20 protein-coding genes and 1 other RNA gene are annotated in these 17,326 nt (G+C 63.3%); 4 read left to right on the top strand and 17 right to left on the bottom strand.

Annotated features, from left to right (window positions below):
* From tilS to ruvC, 11 genes are all read right to left on the bottom strand, one after another.
* Positions 1–745 (bottom strand): tRNA lysidine(34) synthetase TilS (tilS, locus tag Q8O80_RS16860; RefSeq protein ID WP_305581357.1); only part of this gene is annotated, 745 nt, incomplete at its 3' end.
* Positions 730–1,776, bottom strand: a complete 1,047-nt coding sequence (locus Q8O80_RS16855) for a hypothetical protein (protein ID WP_305581355.1) — start codon at positions 1,774–1,776, stop codon at positions 730–732. The genes Q8O80_RS16855 and tilS, both read right to left, overlap by 16 nt.
* A gap of 181 nt (positions 1,777–1,957) precedes the next feature.
* Complete coding sequence (pal, locus tag Q8O80_RS16850; protein ID WP_305581361.1) at positions 1,958–2,407, bottom strand: peptidoglycan-associated lipoprotein Pal; 450 nt, start codon at positions 2,405–2,407, stop codon at positions 1,958–1,960.
* A 300-nt stretch (positions 2,408–2,707) separates the two neighbouring features.
* Entirely contained in the window at positions 2,708–4,018 is a 1,311-nt protein-coding gene (tolB, locus tag Q8O80_RS16845; RefSeq protein ID WP_305581353.1) for a Tol-Pal system beta propeller repeat protein TolB, read from the bottom strand.
* Positions 4,019–4,079: 61 nt separating this feature from the next.
* A complete protein-coding gene (locus tag Q8O80_RS16840) occupies positions 4,080–5,174 on the bottom strand; it encodes a hypothetical protein (RefSeq protein ID WP_305581351.1) in 1,095 nt (364 codons plus the stop codon).
* A 4-nt stretch (positions 5,175–5,178) separates the two neighbouring features.
* Positions 5,179–5,628: a protein TolR gene (tolR, locus tag Q8O80_RS16835; protein ID WP_305581349.1), complete on the bottom strand. Its 450-nt coding sequence runs from the start codon at positions 5,626–5,628 to the stop codon at positions 5,179–5,181.
* Position 5,629: 1 nt separating this feature from the next.
* A complete protein-coding gene (gene tolQ, locus Q8O80_RS16830) occupies positions 5,630–6,331 on the bottom strand; it encodes a protein TolQ (RefSeq protein ID WP_305581359.1) in 702 nt (233 codons plus the stop codon).
* Between the two features lie 258 nt (positions 6,332–6,589).
* A complete protein-coding gene (ybgC, locus tag Q8O80_RS16825) occupies positions 6,590–6,988 on the bottom strand; it encodes a tol-pal system-associated acyl-CoA thioesterase (protein WP_305581347.1) in 399 nt (132 codons plus the stop codon).
* Positions 6,985–8,022 (bottom strand): Holliday junction branch migration DNA helicase RuvB, encoded by a 1,038-nt coding sequence (gene ruvB, locus Q8O80_RS16820; RefSeq protein WP_305581345.1) that lies wholly within the window; start codon positions 8,020–8,022, stop codon positions 6,985–6,987. Before ruvB ends, ybgC begins: the two co-directional genes overlap by 4 nt.
* Positions 8,019–8,636: a Holliday junction branch migration protein RuvA gene (gene ruvA, locus Q8O80_RS16815; RefSeq protein WP_305581343.1), complete on the bottom strand. Its 618-nt coding sequence runs from the start codon at positions 8,634–8,636 to the stop codon at positions 8,019–8,021. The genes ruvB and ruvA overlap by 4 nt, the downstream gene beginning before the upstream one ends.
* Positions 8,633–9,139: a crossover junction endodeoxyribonuclease RuvC gene (gene ruvC / locus Q8O80_RS16810; RefSeq protein ID WP_305581341.1), complete on the bottom strand. Its 507-nt coding sequence runs from the start codon at positions 9,137–9,139 to the stop codon at positions 8,633–8,635. Before ruvC ends, ruvA begins: the two co-directional genes overlap by 4 nt.
* Positions 9,140–9,357: 218 nt before the next feature.
* On the opposite strand from ruvC, the gene Q8O80_RS16805 reads away from it, so the two are divergent.
* Complete coding sequence (locus Q8O80_RS16805) at positions 9,358–10,053, top strand: GGDEF domain-containing protein (protein ID WP_305581339.1); 696 nt, start codon at positions 9,358–9,360, stop codon at positions 10,051–10,053.
* A 167-nt stretch (positions 10,054–10,220) separates the two neighbouring features.
* Positions 10,221–10,928: a GGDEF domain-containing protein gene (locus tag Q8O80_RS16800; RefSeq protein ID WP_305581337.1), complete on the top strand. Its 708-nt coding sequence runs from the start codon at positions 10,221–10,223 to the stop codon at positions 10,926–10,928.
* Positions 10,929–10,983: 55 nt separating this feature from the next.
* On the opposite strand, the gene Q8O80_RS16795 is transcribed toward Q8O80_RS16800, so the two are convergent.
* From Q8O80_RS16795 to Q8O80_RS16770, 6 genes are all read right to left on the bottom strand, one after another.
* Entirely contained in the window at positions 10,984–11,730 is a 747-nt protein-coding gene (locus tag Q8O80_RS16795) for a YebC/PmpR family DNA-binding transcriptional regulator (protein ID WP_305581335.1), read from the bottom strand.
* A gap of 106 nt (positions 11,731–11,836) precedes the next feature.
* Complete coding sequence (locus Q8O80_RS16790; RefSeq protein ID WP_305581333.1) at positions 11,837–12,655, bottom strand: TIGR00282 family metallophosphoesterase; 819 nt, start codon at positions 12,653–12,655, stop codon at positions 11,837–11,839.
* Positions 12,652–13,239, bottom strand: coding sequence for a 5-formyltetrahydrofolate cyclo-ligase (locus Q8O80_RS16785; protein WP_305581331.1), 588 nt, complete (start codon positions 13,237–13,239; stop codon positions 12,652–12,654). Before Q8O80_RS16785 ends, Q8O80_RS16790 begins: the two co-directional genes overlap by 4 nt.
* 26 nt (positions 13,240–13,265) lie before the next feature.
* Positions 13,266–13,423: non-coding RNA, 6S RNA (gene ssrS, locus Q8O80_RS16780), on the bottom strand.
* Between the two features lie 217 nt (positions 13,424–13,640).
* Entirely contained in the window at positions 13,641–14,018 is a 378-nt protein-coding gene (locus Q8O80_RS16775; RefSeq protein WP_305581329.1) for a cell division protein ZapA, read from the bottom strand.
* A 4-nt stretch (positions 14,019–14,022) separates the two neighbouring features.
* On the bottom strand, positions 14,023–14,310 hold the full coding sequence (locus Q8O80_RS16770; protein ID WP_305581327.1) for a DUF4164 family protein: 288 nt from the start codon (positions 14,308–14,310) through the stop codon (positions 14,023–14,025).
* 202 nt (positions 14,311–14,512) lie between these two features.
* Here Q8O80_RS16770 and tkt point away from each other — a divergent pair, with 202 nt between their 5' ends.
* Positions 14,513–16,486 (top strand): transketolase, encoded by a 1,974-nt coding sequence (tkt, locus tag Q8O80_RS16765; RefSeq protein ID WP_305581325.1) that lies wholly within the window; start codon positions 14,513–14,515, stop codon positions 16,484–16,486.
* A gap of 48 nt (positions 16,487–16,534) precedes the next feature.
* Positions 16,535–17,326: type I glyceraldehyde-3-phosphate dehydrogenase (locus Q8O80_RS16760; RefSeq protein WP_305581323.1), on the top strand; the 792-nt coding region annotated here is incomplete at its 3' end.

Here is a 17,326-nt window from a genome sequence, read left to right as displayed (position 1 = left end):
CCATTGCGGCAAAAGCGGCCTCGGCCAGTTGCGCGATGGCCGCATCGGCCTGCCCCATGCGCTCGGCAAACAGCGCCAGCGTCGGCGCATCCAGACCGAGCTCGGCCAGAGCCGGCATGGCCTGACGCCAGCGCACGCGCTCGTAGTGTGGGTCGATATTGGACGGGTCGGCAGCCGGCTCCAGCCCGGCGGCAGCGACGATGCCAGCGAGAGCTGCGGGGGGCACATCAAGCAGGGGCCGATGCACGCGAACGCCCTCGATCCGGGCCTGCGGCGCCATGCCCTTGAGGCCCTCAATGCCGCTGCCATGCGCCAGGCGCATCAGCACGGTCTCGGCCTGATCCTGCTGGTGATGGGCGGTCAGCAGCACCGTAACGCCATCGGCAGCCATGGCGGCGCCGATGAGGCGGTAGCGCGCCAGCCGGGCGGCTTCCTGCAGCCCGGCCTCCGGCTTGACCCCGCTCCAGCGCAGGCCCGTGCCCGCTACCCCCAGCGCCTGGCAGACACCGAGCACCATGGCGACCTCGGCAGCGGCCTCGGGCCGCAGGCCGTGGTCGAGCGAATAGACGTGCAGGCGCGGTGGGCGTTCGAGGCTGGCCGCCCAGCGCTGCGCCAGGAGCAGCAGCGCCAGACTGTCCGCGCCGCCCGACACCGCCAGGCCAATGGCGGGCTCGCCCGCGACACCGGCAAACAATGCCTGCAGCCCGGCCTCGGTGGATAGATCGGGGCCTAGACGGGCGGGCATTCGGCGCGGGCTTTTTCCTCGGCCAGCCGGGTCAGGAACACTGGCGACAGATCGGTGTAGCGCTTGTCGACTTCCGAGAGGGTACGGCAGGCGGTTTCGCGCTCGCCGGCTCCCGACAGGGCCATGCCCAGTTTCAGCAGCAGGTCGGGCGCGCGCCCATTGTCCGGGGCCTTCTGAAACGCGTTCAGCAACACATCGGCCGCCTCGCTATAGGCCTGGCGGTACAGCAAGGCGTCGCCCAGCAGATTGGCGGCCTCGGTGACTTGCGGATTGTCGGGATAGAGCGCGATGAACTGGCCGAACTGCTCCTCGGCAAACGGGTAGTCGCCGCTGGAGATGGCGGCAAACCCGGCGGCGAACTGCGCATCGGCATCGGCATCGCCGGTGGCGTCGGCAGCCGGATCATAGCTCAGGTTGAGCGGCTCGCCCGTCACCAGGTCCACGCCGCCCGTCGCGCCAGTGCCAACCAGCGGATCGGCCGAATTGCCCAGATCGTCCATCGGCACCACGCTGCCATCGGTGAAGGTGGGATCAAATTCGATTTCACCGGGCAAGGGCTGCACGCCCTGCTCGGGAATATCGGTCATCGGGACGCCTGCGGCGTCCTCAGCACTGTGGGCTGGGTCCTGCGGCAAGGCCTCAGGCTGCATCGCGCCGCCTGCTTGGGTTGCCGCCTCAGTTTTTGGGCTGCCACCGCCTTCCAGCGCCTGGAAGCGGAACTCATTGTCTTCGGCCATGCGGTTGACAATTTCCTGCATCTGCGTGAGCTGGAAGGTCAAACCCTCGATCTGGCCATTGAGCAGGCGGTTCTGCTCCTCAAGCTGCTGGATGCGCACCATCAACTGGGCGGTATCGGCGGCTTGTGCCACCAGAATGCGCGCGGGCCTGGCCTCGCTCAGCACCTGACCAGGATTGGCCGGCGGCGCGGCGAAGATGGCCGCATTGACCGCTACCGGGCTCACGGCCGCCAGCGCCAGCACACTGGCCAGGGCCAGTCGCGTCCGCGCTTTGGTTGAATTGAATCTCGTCAAGATGCTGCGCCTCCATTCGTCCAATTATGCCGATCGACCATGAACCCTTGCAGACGTGCAAATAAAGGCCAATTTTGGTCAAAACAAAGCGCCCGGGCCATTTACATGGCTCCGGGCGCTCTTGCCTCCAGTTTGCACTGGATTTGCTCGGCTCTCCCTCGAGGGAAAGCCGGTTGTCTGATTACTGTACCACTGTAACAGCCCGGCGGTTCTGGCTCCAGCAGGAAATATCGTTGCAGATCGCCACCGGGCGTTCCTTGCCGAAAGACTGGCTGGTAATGCGGTTGGCACTGACACCACGCGACACCAGGTAATTGACCGCCACCGAGGAACGGCGGGCGCCCAGGGCGATGTTGTATTCGCGCGTACCGCGCTCATCAGCATGGCCTTCGACCATGATGCGATAGTTCTGGTACTGGTTGAGCCAGGCGGCCTGCTTGTCGAGCGTGGCCATGGCCTCTGGGGTCAGCGAGCTGGAATCGGTGGTGAAGAACACCCGATCACCAACCGAGACCAGGAATTCCTGCTGGCTGCCCGGCGCGCCGCCGCCCGGCCCGAGATTGCCCACGCCGGTCGGCATGGTGTTGGGCGTGCGCGAACAGGCGGCGATCGCCACGACGAAAAGCAGCATCGCGGCGGCACGCAATGCAGTATTGAACGGTGCGGTGATTACCACGGGAAGGCTCCTGGAAAGGCAAAATCTTAAGTTCGGGATTTACCGCACTTAGTGTTAAGGCCGGGTTTGCTGACTTGGTTAATCAATCTCTATCACGGCGCCAATGTGGCGGGAATGCTGGCTTTTTCGTGATCATAGTGTGGCGCAGCCGGTCCGGGCGGCGGCGCACTATGGTTAAGTGCTTGAGGCAAAAGCCAGTTGGTCAGCCGCCTGTCTGGCGCTGACCATCCTGGTGCCGTTCCGGCAGATTGCCAATTAGCGGCGCAAATCCGACCAGGCCGGATCGGAAGCATAGCTTTCGGTGGGAATGGTCAGCAGATTGCGGCCCCAGATGTCCACACTCATCAGCTTGGGACCATCATTGCCGCCCGGATCCTGGAAGAACATGATCACCCGCCCATTGGGCGCCCAGGTGGGGCCCTCGGCGTGGAAGCTCGAATACAGCATCCGCTCGCCCGAACCATCGGCGTTCATGATGCCGATATTGAACTGGCCGCCCGACTGCCGGGTAAAGGCGATCAGATCGCCCTTGGGTGACCACACCGGCGTCGAATAGCTGCCCTGACCAAAGCTGATGCGCTGCGCATTACCGCCACCCGCTCTCATCATGTAAATCTGCGGCGCGCCGCCCCGGTCGCTTTCAAACACGATCCGGCTGCCATCGGGCGAATAGGACGGACCGGTATCGATCGCCGCCCCCGAGGTCAGTTGCAGGGGCTGCCCGCCATTGATGCTGGTGGTGTAGATATTGGTCGCGCCGGCCTGTTCCACCGAAAACGCGACCGTGCTGCCATCAGGCGAAAAGCGCGGCGCAAAGGTCATCGCCCCCACATCGGTCAGGCGCTGCTGGCGACCGGTCGACAATTGCAGCAGATAGACCTGCGGGTTGCCATCGGCAAAATTCATATAGGTGACCATGTCGCCATCGGGCGAAAAGCGCGGCGTCAGGGCCATCGAGGCGCCGTCGGTCAGATACTGCACATTGGCGCCATCCTGATCCATGATCGCCAGGCGCCGCACGCGGTTGGCCTTGGGGCCGCTCTCGGCCACATAGATTACCCGCGTGTCGAAATAACCCGTGCTCCCCGCCAGCGATTCATAGATCGCATCGGAAATGATATGGGCCACGCGGCGGCTCGAATTGGCGTCGGTATTGTAGCTCTTGCCCACCACCTGGGCCGCCTGCTGGGTATCCCAGACGCGTACCGACGAGGAAATCTGCGCGCCCCGCTCGACGCCCCCCATCACCAGCGCATCGACATTGGCGGTGCGCCAGGTCGGGAAGTCCGGCGTCGCATCGACGTCACCCATCTGCACCGGCAGCGAGGCCGGATCGAGCGGCAGGAACAGGCCGGAGCGCCGCAGATTATTGCGCACGATCTCGGCGATCTCACGGCCAAAGGCCGGATCGGAGGAGGCAAAATCGGGGATGGCAATGGGCAGGGGCTGGAAATTGGCGCCCTCCACCACGATGCGCAATTGCGCCATGGCCAGCGAGGAGCCAGCCAGCAGCGCGCCACCGGCGAGGCCGAGTTTAAGCGCATTGCGCCGAGTAAGCAGGGTCATCTGTCGTCTCCAATCTCGTCGCTGGTGCGCCCCGCGGCGCGCCCAAAATACCAATTCAAACTCACGGCCGCAGTTCCATTTCGATCTGCCGCCAGCTGTCATAGCTGTCACTCGACAGCATATCGTAAGGCCCGCACGCTGTAATGGCGCGTTGCGCGGCCCGGGCGACCGCACCACCGGCCGGCGACGGGTCCGCCGAAATAATCTGCGTTGCCGCCACGCTGCGATCCGGATTGAGCGTCACCAGTACCACCACATCGAGACCACTGTTGATATCGCTCGGCAACAGGTTCCAGCAGGTCTTGACCCGTGCCACCAGGCCATCAATGGCCGACTGGCTCAACCGCGCCGAAGTGCCCGTCGTATCGCCCAGCGTGGGCGCCCCACCCTGTCCGGTGGTCGCGCCGGTGGTCTTATCGGTGTTGATAATGGCAGAAATGTCATCGGCCAACGAGGCATCGAGTTGTGGCGCAGCCTGCTGCTGGGCGGCCTGCTGCGCTGCAGCGGCGCGCTGGCGCTCTGCCTCTTCCTTTTTCTTCCGTTCGGCTTCGGCGGCGGCAAATTGCTGCCGCTTCTGCTCCAGATTGGCCGGCCGCGCGGCTGGGGCCGGCGCAGCAACGGCCGGTGCTTCCGGCTCTGGCGTCGGCACCGGGGTCGGCTCAGGCGTTGGCTCCGGCGTGGGTTCAACCACCGGCTCAGGGGTCGGTGCCGGTTCAGGCACCGGCTCGGGTCGCACGGCTGGAACCGGGGTCGGCGTCGGCTCGGGTTCTGGAGTGGGCTCGGGTGCCGGAGCCGGCTCTGGCTCGGGCGTCGGGGCCGGTTCAGGCTGGGTTTCCGGCAGCGGCGCCGCATTGGTCACCGGGGCCGGTGTCGGGATATCGGCTGGCGAGGGCACCGCCTGATCCTGCTCGGTATTGCCGGTAGGCTGGGCAATTTCGGCCGGCTGGTCATCTTCGACAATCGAGGGCGTCTGCGTATCGACAATCGTGCTGTCGAGCTGGCCGGCACGGATATTGGAATATTCTTCCACCGGCACCAGATCGACCGAGATCGACTCCACCACCGGCGTCAGCGGTCGCGTCCACCCCAGATTGATCAGGCCGATGGTCAGCACGGCGATGTGGGCAATGATCGATGCGGTGACGCCAATGCGCACTGGACTAGCCCGGTTCCCGCTCGGTGATCAGACCGATCTTGCTGAAGCCGGCGGCCGACAGAATGCCCATCACCCGCATGACCGAACCATAATCGGCCGTGGTGTCGCCGCGCAGAAAGATGCGGTCCTCGGCGCCATTGGCTCCCATGCTGGTCAGCGTGCTGGTCAGGTCGGCTTCGGCCACGATATCGTCGTCGACATAGATCACCCCTTCGGGTGTCACTGCCACGGTAATGGGCTGGGTCTGGCTCGGCATTTCATTGGCGGCAGTCTGGGGCAGATCGACTGGCACGCCGACCGTCATCATCGGCGCCGCCACCATGAAGATGATCAACAGCACCAGCATCACGTCCACCATGGGTGTGATGTTGATTTCGCTCATCACGGCCTTCTTGCGCCCGCGACGGCCGCGCCCGCCACCGCCACCGCGGCCTGTTGCTGCGCCCATCCCCATATCAGTGGCTCCGCGCTTCGAGCTGGCGGCTGAGAATGGTGGAGAATTCGTCGGCAAAGCCTTCCAGGCGCCCCACCATCTTCGAGGCGTCCGAGCTGAGCTTGTTATAGGCGATAACCGCCGGGATGGCCGCGACCAGGCCAATGGCGGTAGCAAACAGCGCCTCGGCAATCGGCCCGGCAACCACCGCCAGATTGGTGCTGGAGGATGCGGCAATCGCGGTAAAGGCATTCATGATGCCCCACACCGTGCCGAACAACCCGATGAACGGACCGGCCGAACCGATCGTCGCCAGAAAGCCCAGCCGCTTTTCGAGGATGTCGCTTTCGCGCGAAATCGCCACATCAAGCACCTTGTCCAGCCGCTGCTGCATGCCCAGAAAGCTGGCGGCATTCTGCTCGTGGCTGCGTTTCCATTCCTTCATCGCGGCAACAAACACAGCGCCCATGCCGCCCGAAGGCTTCTCGGACTGCATTTGATACAGCTCTTCGAGCGACTGCCCCGACCAGAAGGTCCGCTCGAAGCGGTTCATCTCGGCATTGGTGCGGCGATAGATGATGGTTTTGTCGATGATGATCGCCCAGCACCAGATCGAGGCGCCCAGCAATCCCAGCATGACGGACTTGACGATCCAGTCTGCGGCCCAGAACAAACCCCATATGGAAAAATCAGTGTGCGGCACAACGGCCCCCACAGCGTCCATGGCTTCCATGTAGTGATCCTTTTTGGCCCGGTTCACGCACCGACCCTTAGCCATCAGGCGATGGGGTCGAAATCTGTCAAAATTAAGAGAAATGCCCGGAGACCGGACCTTTGCGGACAAGAAGCCGGACACATGTTCGCTTTGCCGCAATTATGGTCAAGGAATGGTTAACAAAGCGAGTCCGCCCGCACGACCCAATAAGTTGTGATTGGCAGCACCTGAGCGGCTCAAACTGACCCGATTGCCGGTGGCGTCCGATCACATTTCGGATACAGCCAGATCCCGAATGGCCACCGGCATCCGCGCCGGTCCGCCCGCCGTCTTGATCGCCACCACCACGACGCTGGCCCGCGTCAGCACGGTCTCACCGCGCGAAATGGCCTGTTGCAGCGTCAGCCGCGCCCCGGTGGCCGAGGCCACTTCGGTGGTCACGGTCAGCAGATCATCGATATGGGCCGCGCCATCAAACTTGATCTCCATCGAGCGCACCGCAAAGGCCAGGCCCTGAGCCGCCAGTTCGGCATGGTGAATACCCGCATCGCGCAGAAACTCGGTGCGCCCGCGCTCGAAGAATTTCAGATATGCCGCATGATAGACATTGCCGGAAAAATCGGTGTCTTCGTAATAGATGCGGATGGGGAAGTGATGGACACTCACGCCTCGGGCTCCTCGAACAGGCTGGCCTGCAGGCCGACAAAGCCCTGCGGCACGGTTTTGCCCAGATGCTGGAACGCCGCGCCGGTCAGCATGCGGCCGCGCGGGGTGCGCTGGATAAAGCCCTGCTGCAGCAGATAGGGCTCGACGATTTCCTCGATGGCGTCGCGCGGCTCGCTGAGCGCCGCCGCAATGGTTTCGATGCCCACCGGCCCCCCGTCATAAAAGTCAGCAATGGTGCTGAGATAGCGCCGGTCCAACTGATCGAGCCCGCGCGCATCGACATCAAGCCGCAGCAGCGCCTTGTCGGCAATCGATCGGGTGATCTCGCCCGAGCCGTCCACCAGGGCAAAATCGGTCACCCGGCGCAGCAGCCGGCCGGCAATGCGCGGCGTGCCGCGCGAGCGGCGGGCGATTTCCATCGCGCCGTCTTGCGCCATCGGCATGCCGAGCAGGCGCGCGCCACGTTGCACGATCAGCACCAGTTCCTCGGGCGTGTAGAAATTGAGCCGCACCGGAATGCCAAAGCGGTCACGCAAGGGTGTGGTCAGCAACCCGGCCCGCGTCGTGGCGCCCACCAGGGTGAAGCGCGCCAGATCGATCCGCACCGAACGGGCCGCCGGGCCTTCGCCGATGATCAGATCGAGCTGAAAATCCTCCATCGCCGGATAGAGGATTTCCTCGATCGCCGGGCTGAGCCGGTGGATCTCGTCGATGAACAGCACATCGCGATCTTCCAGATTGGTCAGCAGCGCCGCCAGATCCCCGGCCTTGGCGATCACCGGCCCCGACGTGGCGCGAAAGCCGACGCCGAGTTCGCGCGAGATGATCTGCGCCAGCGTGGTCTTGCCCAGGCCCGGCGGGCCGACAAACAGCACGTGATCGAGCGCCGCGCCCCGCTGCCGGGCCGCCTCGATGAATACCTCGAGATTGGCCCGCGCGGCCGCCTGGCCCACGAATTCAGCAAAGCCGGAGGGGCGCAGCGAGACGTCGAGATTGTCATCGCGGCCCGCCGCCGGGGAGGTCAGATCAGTCAACTACTCAGCTCCCGCAATCCCAGCCGGATCAGTTTTTCGGTGGCCATGCCATCGCCGTCACGCGCCACGATCCGCGCCAGCGCGGCAGAGGCCTGGGCGCTCGAATAGCCCAGATTGGTCAGCGCCGATACCGCGTCGGTGATGGCCCCCGGCGCCACGCCGTCGCCCAGCGCTGTCTGCAGCCCCAGGGCACCCGCGTCAATGCCGATGCCGGTGGGCACCTTGCCCTTGAGCTCGGTGACCAGACGCAGCGCCAGTTTCGGTCCCACGCCACTGGCGCGACCGACCATCGCCTTGTCCTGCAGCGCAATGGCGCTGGACAGCTCGGAGGGCGACAGCACGGACAGGATCGACAGCGCAACCCGGGCGCCGACGCCCTGCACGGTCGAGAGCAGGTTGAACCAGGCTTTTTCGGTCTCGCTGGCAAAGCCGTAGAGCCGGATCATGTCCTCGCGCACGATGGTTTCGATGAACACCACACCGGCCTCGCCAACGCGCGGCAGCGCCTGCAGCGTGCGGCCCGAGCAGAACACCTCGTAGCACACCCCGCCACAGTCGATCAGCACCCGATCATCGTCATAACTGTCAATCAGCCCTTTGAGCTTGCCGATCATGCACTGGCCCTCAACCGTTGCAGGGCCACCCGGTGATGGGCGTGACAGATGGCGATCGCCAGCGCATCGGCCGCATCGGCCCCTTTGAAATCGGCAGTCGGCAGCAGGGTTCTGACCATCAGCTCCACCTGCCCCTTGCCGGCATGCCCCGTACCCACCACAGACTTCTTGACCAGATTGGCGGCATATTCGGCCACCGGCAGCCCGCGCGCCGCCGGCGTCAGCAGCGCCACGCCGCGCGCCTGCCCCAGAATCAGCGCCGAGCGCACCCCGGCATTGACGAAGGTTTCTTCCACCGCCGCCTCCTCGGGCACGAAGCGGTCAAGCACAACACCCAGCCCGGCAAACAGCGCAGCCAGCCGGTCAGCCAGCGAACCATCGACGGGTGGCGTCACCGTACCGGCCCCAATAAAGGTCAGGCGATTGCCGCGGGTTTCGATCACCCCCCAGCCACATCGGCGCAGGCCCGGATCAATGCCGATGATTCGTGTGGATAAGCTCATGCGGTATCCTTAATCACAGGCGCCAATCCTACCAAGTTCTATGTGAACAAACTGGCAACAAGGCCAGTGGAAAACCGTCACTTCGCTAAAATTATTTCTGTCGGCGCAACACATTCTTTATCGCCCCGCCCTAGTTTCCGCCGCAGGGATGCAGGGAACACCAAATGACCGGATCAAACACCGCGCTGCCACGACGATCATGGCGGCGGATAAGACGTGTGGCGAGCGGGATACTCGCCATTTCGGTGGTGTTTTCCGTCGTCCTGACCATCGTCATCATGGAGACTTTTTCCGCTGGCCCCGGTCTGACCGGTCTGCTCGTTGCCATCTTCATGCCGGTCTTGGTGGGCGGCCCCATGATCTTCCTGCTGACGATGCAACGTGAGCAATTGCGCCATGTTAACCGGCAGCTTGAGCAACTGGCCAGCACGGATTGGCTAACCGGCTGCCGCACTCGCGGCGCCTTTACCAACGAGGTCGCGCACTGGCTCGACCACCGCGCCAGAAATGGCGGTGCCCTGCTGGTGGTCGACGCCGACAATTTCAAACGCGTCAATGATCGGTTCGGTCACGACCACGGCGACCTGGCCCTGCGCCAGATCGCCGACGCCATCCACACCGCCACGACTGCATCCGAGGCCGTCGTCGGGCGCCTGGGCGGTGAAGAATTCGGAATTTTCCTGCCCGGCGCCGACTCCATCGTCGCCGACCGCATCGCCCAACGCGTCCGGAGTGCGGTTACTGCCATCACCTTCGCCCCCGGGGGCACCACATGGCCGCTCTCGGTCTCGATCGGCGGCGCCACCTATGCCGCACGAACCGACTATGCCGTGCTCTATCGCCACGCCGACCAACGCCTTTATCAAGCCAAAAGCGCAGGCCGCGATTGCGTTGCCATGGCGCATGCGGCCTGACTTCGACCCGTTAGCAACCAGACCAAGGTGCCCACTATTTCCCATTTGTCCTGGCGCACGCCGCCAGCGCGACCTCAGCCGGAGCCCGTCCAATGTTGCCTTCCAAGACTTTGACTGCCCTGCAGAGCTGGTCCAGCGTTGGCCGCTGGACGTTGTTGGGGACCATAATGTGCGTCGCTGTTTCGGTCGCCTTCAACGTGCTGCTATTCGCCGATCTCGGCGGCTCGGCGCTGCAGCGCTCGGTTGTCAGCGCCACGCTGTTGCCGGCCATTCTGGGCGTGCCGATGTTTCTGTTTGTGGGCTTGCGGCTGCGCGGATTGCAGCGCAGCAATGCCCGGCTGGGTGTAGTGGCACGCACCGACAGCCTGACTTCCTGCCTCAATCGGGGCGCCTTCACCGCCAAGGCCAACCTGCTGCTGGCTCAGCGCCGCGCGGGAGAAACCGGCGCACTGCTGATGATCGACGCTGACAATTTCAAGGCCATCAACGATCTGTACGGTCATGATTTCGGCGACGAGGCCCTGGCCATTATCGCGCGCTCGATCCGCTCAGTATTGCGCACGGGCGACCTGGTAGGTCGCATGGGCGGAGAGGAGTTTGCGGTCTATCTGCCCGACCTGGACTATCACCAGACCGAGGCCATTGCCGAACGCATCCGCCGGGCGGTCTATCTGGCAAATTTCACCCCCCACAATCACCGACACACGCTCTCCGTCAGCATTGGCGGCGCGGTGTTTGAGGGGCGGGCACGCTTCGCCGAACTGTTCCGCATCGCCGATCAGCGCCTGTATCAGGCCAAAAAATCCGGGCGCAACCGCGCCGCCGTCGTCAGTGTCACCGAAGTGCCATCACCCGCCCTGCGGCACACGGCATAAAAAAGGGCGGCGCCAGCAGCACCGCCCTCCCATTGTCGCCCGCTCGGATACGCCACTAGGCGTCGAGCTTGGCCATGTCTTCATCGCTCATCTCGAAGTTCGAATAGACGTTCTGCACGTCATCGTCTTCTTCGAGCATGGCGATCAGCCGCATCAGCGTCGCGCCCTTCTCGGCATCGATTGGCGTCTCAGTCTGCGGCTTCCACACGGCCTTGACCGATTCCGCCTCGCCCAGCGCCTGCTCCAGCGCTGCCGCAACTTCCACCATCGCCTCGAAGGTGGTGGTGACGTAGTGACCGTCTTCACTGCTCTCGACGTCATCGGCACCGGCCTCAATGGCGGCTTCCATGATGACATCTTCAGTGGCGGCGCTCGCCGGGTAGACGATCTCGCCAACCTTGTCGAACATGAAGCCGACCGAATTGGTTTCGCCCATCGCGCCGCCGCACTTGGAAAAATACGAGCGCACATTGGACGCCGTCCGGTTGCGATTGTCGGTCAGCGTCTCGACAATGATGGCAACCCCGCCGGGGCCATAGCCCTCATAGCGGATCTCTTCGAAATTCTCGCCATCCGAGCCGATGGCCTTCTTGATGGCGCGGTCGATATTGTCCTTGGGCATGGACTGCGCGCGGGCATTGACCACGGCCAGACGCAACCGCGAATTGAACGCCGGATCGGGCATGCCCATTTTCGCGGCAACTGTGATTTCGCGCGCCAGCTTGGAAAAGACTTTCGAGCGCACCGCGTCGGATTTGCCTTTGCGGTGCATGATGTTTTTGGCGTGGGAATGGCCGGCCATTCAGTAAACCTCGGTCGTCAGATACAGATTTTGCTCGCTTATAGAAGCCGTCGCGCCAAAAGAAAAGGCGGGCACGCCATGACGGCTGTCCCAGAATAAGCTGCCGTCAGTCGAAGCTGGGCTCAGTCTGGGCCAGGCTGCCGCCAATGCGCAGGGGCATGACCTTTCGGGTCAGCCCGCTACGGGGATCGGTTTCGATGGCCACGCCACATAGCGTCGCCTCGCCCTCGGAGGGCGAAAACCGGCCATTGGGAATGCCGGTCAGGAACCGGTTGAGTGGCTCCTCGGTATCCGTGCCGATAATCGAGTCAAAATCGCCGCACATGCCGGCATCGGCCATCAACGCTGTCCCGCCTTTGAGCACGCGGTGGTCGGCCGTCGGGATATGGGTATGGGTCCCCACCACCAGGCTGACCCTGCCATCGAGAAAATGACCCATGGCCTGAATTTCCGAGGTGGCTTCGGTATGGAAATCCACCACGATGGCATCGGCCTGCTCACCCAGTGGACAGGCAGCAATGGCCGCCTCGACGGCGCGGAACGGATCATCGGCCGGCCCCATGAACACCCGGCCCAGGGCATTGACCACCAGCACGCTGTGACCGTTGCGGCCGGTTATCAGCATCACCCCGCGGCCCGGCGTGCCGGGCGGCATGTTGATCGGCCGGATCAGCGTGTTTTCGCGCTCGATATAGGAAATGGTCTCCCGCTGGTCGAACGCATGGTCGCCCAGTGTGACCACGTCCGCCCCCGCATTGCGGATGGCGTTGAAATGCGGCGCGGTCAGCCCCTTGCCGTGGCTGGCATTCTCACCATTTACGATCACGAAGTCGAATTTGTAGCGGTCGATCAGTCCGGGCAGACGCTCATTGACCGCATCACGGCCCGCCCGCCCCATCACATCGCCTAAGAATAATAGTCTCATGCCGTGGCGCCGAAATGGCGCAGACCGGCCTCGGTAATAACCGCATCAAGCGGCACGTCATGGCTATCGCGGGGAATGGCGTCCAGTTCCTGGGCAGCAAAGGCCAGGCCAATCAGTTTTGGGGTCTTGCTCATATGCGCCAGGGTCCGATCATAATAGCCGCCGCCATAGCCAAGTCGCGTGCCTTGGCTGTCAAAGCCCAGTAGCGGCATTATGACGATATCAGGTTCGGCCTGAGGCGCCAGTTCAGCTGGTGCCAGTGTGCCAAAGCCCGCCTCATAAAGGGCAGCGCCGTTCTCCCACACCCGCATTTGCAGCGGCCGGTCGGGCCCGAGCACGACGGGCAGCACCACCGTCTGGTGGCGATCCATCAACCCAACGAGAATGGGTTGGCAATCCAGTTCGTCGCGTATCCGCCAATAGGCGGCAACCACATCAGTGGGCTGCAGAACGATGTTGTCAAAGAAATGCTGCGCCACAATCGCGGCAGCTTCCATGCGGCTGGACTGTGACAGCCCCGCGCGCGCCGCATGCGCCCGCAACCGCATGGCGGCCTTGGCGTCTTCGATAGTGTCGTCAACCATGCGCCGCGCTGTAACCTGCTCGAGAATTAGGTGCCGCCCTGGCCGTGGGATACGCGATCCCGGAACCTACTTTACGTAGGTGGGCGCCGTATGTCCGGACCCACGGGTCCGGTCAGGGACAGCTCCCTTAAGATCGATAAGGCCCCGAGGATATTTGGAATCCACACGCACCGGGCAGCCCCGCAGATATAGGCGCTTCATCCCCCTCTGCAAAGCCCCCTACCCTTTTGATCGTCAATTCATCCGGCCGTCATGTGGTCGCTCTAGCCAATGACAGTCCTACTCGGGATTCCGTGCATTGCCGATGGTCTATGGGTCGTCGACACCGAAGGCCTGTGCGCGCGCCACCACCAAGCTGTTCTTCAGCGTTCTGATGGGCACCGGGAGGTGCGGTCCCTTGTTCAGCCTTGCGGGACCGGAGCCGTATCGTCCAGAACGCCGGCGGCATTTTCCAGGGCTTTTGCGGCATCGGTCAGTTTTTCCGCAAAGCTGATTTCCAGCGCCTCGATCTCGGCGGCCACTTCCTGGCCGGCCCGGGTCAGCACCAGTACTTCGGCTTCCAGCGCCTCGATCCTGCGCTCGGCTTCGGCCAGTTCATCGACGACCGCAATGCCTGCCATCACCGTCAGCCGGTTGTCGCCAATTTCCCCGACTGCTCCCTTGAGCTGTTCGACATGGGCGTCGAACCGCTCCGCCAGACCGATCAAATGGCGCTGCTGGCCCTCTTCGCAGGCCATGCGGTATTTGCGGCCATTGATCTCGACATTGACTTCGGGCATGCCGCTACTCCGCCTTGGCCAGCACTGAGCGCACAGTTTCCATCGCCTCGACCAGCCGGCGCGACACATCGTGCGCGCTATCGTCGAGCCGCTTGGCGCGGGCGGCGGACTTGTCCAGTTCGGTGGCCAGCCGCGCCCGCTCATGCACCAGCCGCTGGGTGTCGACTTCCATGCGGTTATGCTGGCGCATCCTTGTGCCCAGATTTTGCACCGACTGGCTCAGTTGCGCCAACGCGCGATCAAAGCGCGCAGTGGCGGTGGTCAAACCATCTTCAAGTTCCGTGTCACTCATTACTGCTACGGTCCTCAATGCGCGGCCATTCCGGCCGCCCCAGCCTGCCTCAGCGCAGGCCGCAATGCAACCGTTTGGCGCTATCGGCGCTTGCCTTGTCATTGACAGACAATCCGAACCTGTTATGCCTCGAACCCGCCTCTGGGAGGAGGCTTTCGGTACGACTCTCCCCAGATTTCAGACCCAAAGAAAGCGCACCTTGATGACCAATACAGCTCAGCAGAACGATTTGGCCAATGCGATCCGTTCCTTGTCGATGGACGCGGTGGAAAAGGCCAATTCCGGCCATCCCGGCCTGCCAATGGGCTGTGCCGACATCGCTACCGTGCTGTTCACCAAGGTAATGAAGTTCGATCCCGCTGACAGCAAATGGGCTGACCGCGACCGCTTCGTGCTATCGGCCGGCCACGGCTCGATGCTGCTTTATTCAAGCCTCTATCTGCTCGGCTACCAGGACATGACCATTGAGCAGGTCAAGAATTTCCGCCAGCTCGGCTCCAAAACCGCGGGCCACCCTGAATATGGCTATGCCGAAGGCATCGAGACCACCACCGGCCCGCTCGGGCAGGGCATCGGCAATGCCGTCGGCATGGCGGTGGCCGAAGCCAAGCTGGCTGCCGAATTCGGCGCCGAGCTGGTTGATCACCACACCTGGTGCCTGGCCGGCGACGGCTGCCTGATGGAAGGCATCTCCCAGGAAGCCATTGCCCTGGCCGGTCACCTCAAGCTGCACAAGCTGACCGTGATCTGGGACGATAACAACATCACCATTGATGGCGCGGTCTCCAACGCCGACAGCACCGACCAGATCGCCCGCTTCAAGGCATCGGGCTGGAACACCATCGCGATCGACGGTCACGATCAGGCTGCCATCGAACAGGCGCTTCTTGCTGCCAAGAAGGCCGACAAGCCCACGCTGATCGCCGCCAAGACCACGATCGGCTTCGGCGCGCCCAAGAAGGCCGGCACCAACAAGGTGCATGGCTCGCCCCTGGGCGCCGAGGAACTGGCTGGCGCCAAGGCGGCGCTCGGCATCACCTATCCCGCCTTTGAAATTCCCGCCGCCACGCTGGAGATCTGGCGCGCTGCTGGCCGTCGTGCGCAGAATGTGCGCGGCGAATGGCTGTCGCGGCTGGGTGCCTCGGCGCAAAAATCCGAATTCGAACGCCGCATGGCGGGCGAACTGCCTGCCGATTTTGCCAATGCGATGAGTGATTACATAAGGCAGCTGACCACCGACAAGCCCAAGGTCGCCAGCCGCAAGGCCAGCCAGATGGCGCTTGACGTGATCAACGCCATTGTGCCCGAAACCCAGGGTGGCTCGGCCGACCTGACCGGCTCGAACCTGACCAATACCAAGGAAACCCTGCCCTTCCAGGCGGACAACTATTCCGGCCGCTACATGATGTACGGCATTCGCGAGCACGCCATGGCCGCGGCCATGAACGGCATCGCCCTGCATGGCGGGCTGATCCCCTATGGTGGCACCTTCATGTGCTTCACCGATTACGCCCGTCCGGCCATCCGCCTCTCGGCGCTGATGCATCAGCGCGTCATCTATGTGATGACCCATGATTCGATCGGTCTGGGTGAAGACGGTCCGACCCACCAGCCTGTGGAACACATGTCCGCCCTGCGCGCCATTCCCAACCTGCTGGTGTTCCGCCCGGCCGACGCGGTGGAAACCGCCGAATGCTGGCAACTGGCCATGGAAAGCGACAGCGCGCCGTCCATTCTTGCCCTGTCGCGCCAGAACCTGCCGACCGTGCGCACCCAATATACCGCCGAGAACAAATCGGCCAAGGGCGCCTACACCCTTGCCGGCGATCTCGACGCCCAGGCGGTGATCTTTGCCACCGGGTCGGAAGTAACAATCGCGCTCGACGGGATGAAGCTCCTGGCCGACAAGGGCATCAGCGCCCGCGTCGTGTCGGTGCCATCCATGGAACTGTTTGCCAAGCAGTCGGACGCCTATCGCGCCGAGATCATCGGCAAGGCCAAGGCCCGCGTGGCCATCGAAGCAGGCACGGAGATGAGCTGGAACAAGCTGCTTGGCGACAAGGGTCGCTTCATCGGCATGCACGGCTTTGGCGCCTCCGGCCCGATCGACGAGCTATATGAGCACTTTGGCATTACGGCTAAAGCCGTTGTTGAAGCGGTCACAGCACAGTTGTAAGAGAGCCCAGCCTCCCTTCTCTGAACCCCTCCAAAGGAGCGTCTTCCCATGGCAGTCCGCGTCGCCATCAATGGTTTTGGTCGTATTGGCCGCAACATCCTGCGTGCCATCATCGAATCGGGTCGCACCGATATCGAAGTGGTCGCCATCAACGACCTCGGCCCGGTCGAAACCAATGCCCATCTGTTCCGCTTCGACAGTGTGCACGGCCGCTTCAACGGCACCGTCACCGTCGATGGCGACACCATTGATGTGGGCCGCGGGCCGATCAAGGTAACCGCTGAGCGCGATCCGGCCGAGCTGCCGCATGCTGCCATGAAGGTGGACATCGCCCTCGAATGCACCGGCATCTTTGCCTCCAAGGAAAAGGCCAGCGCCCACCTCAAGGCCGGTGCCAAGAAGGTGCTGATTTCGGCTCCTGGCGAGGGCGCCGACCTCACCGTCGTCTACGGCATCAATCATGAGCAGCTGAGCAAGGACCACGTCGTGGTCTCGAACGCCTCGTGCACCACCAACTGCCTGGCGCCGGTCGCCTATGTGCTGCACAAGGAATTCGGCATCGAACGCGGCATGATGACCACCATTCATTCCTATACCGGTGACCAGCCCACGCTCGACACCATGCACAAGGATCTCTATCGCGGCCGCGCTGCGGCTTTGAGCCAGATCCCGACCTCGACCGGCGCTGCCAAGGCCATTGGCCTCGTTTTGCCCGAACTCAAGGGCAAGCTGGACGGCGTCTCGATCCGCGTGCCGACTCCAAACGTCTCCTGCGTCGACTTAAAGTTCATCACCACTCGAGACATGACTGCCGATGCGATCAATGCAGCCATCAAGCAA

The organism is Devosia sp. (assembly GCF_030689745.1).
Taxonomy (GTDB): domain Bacteria; phylum Pseudomonadota; class Alphaproteobacteria; order Rhizobiales; family Devosiaceae; genus Devosia; species Devosia alba.
The sequence above is the reverse complement of the archived record's forward strand: the minus strand, read 5'-3'. Positions and strand labels throughout refer to the sequence as shown.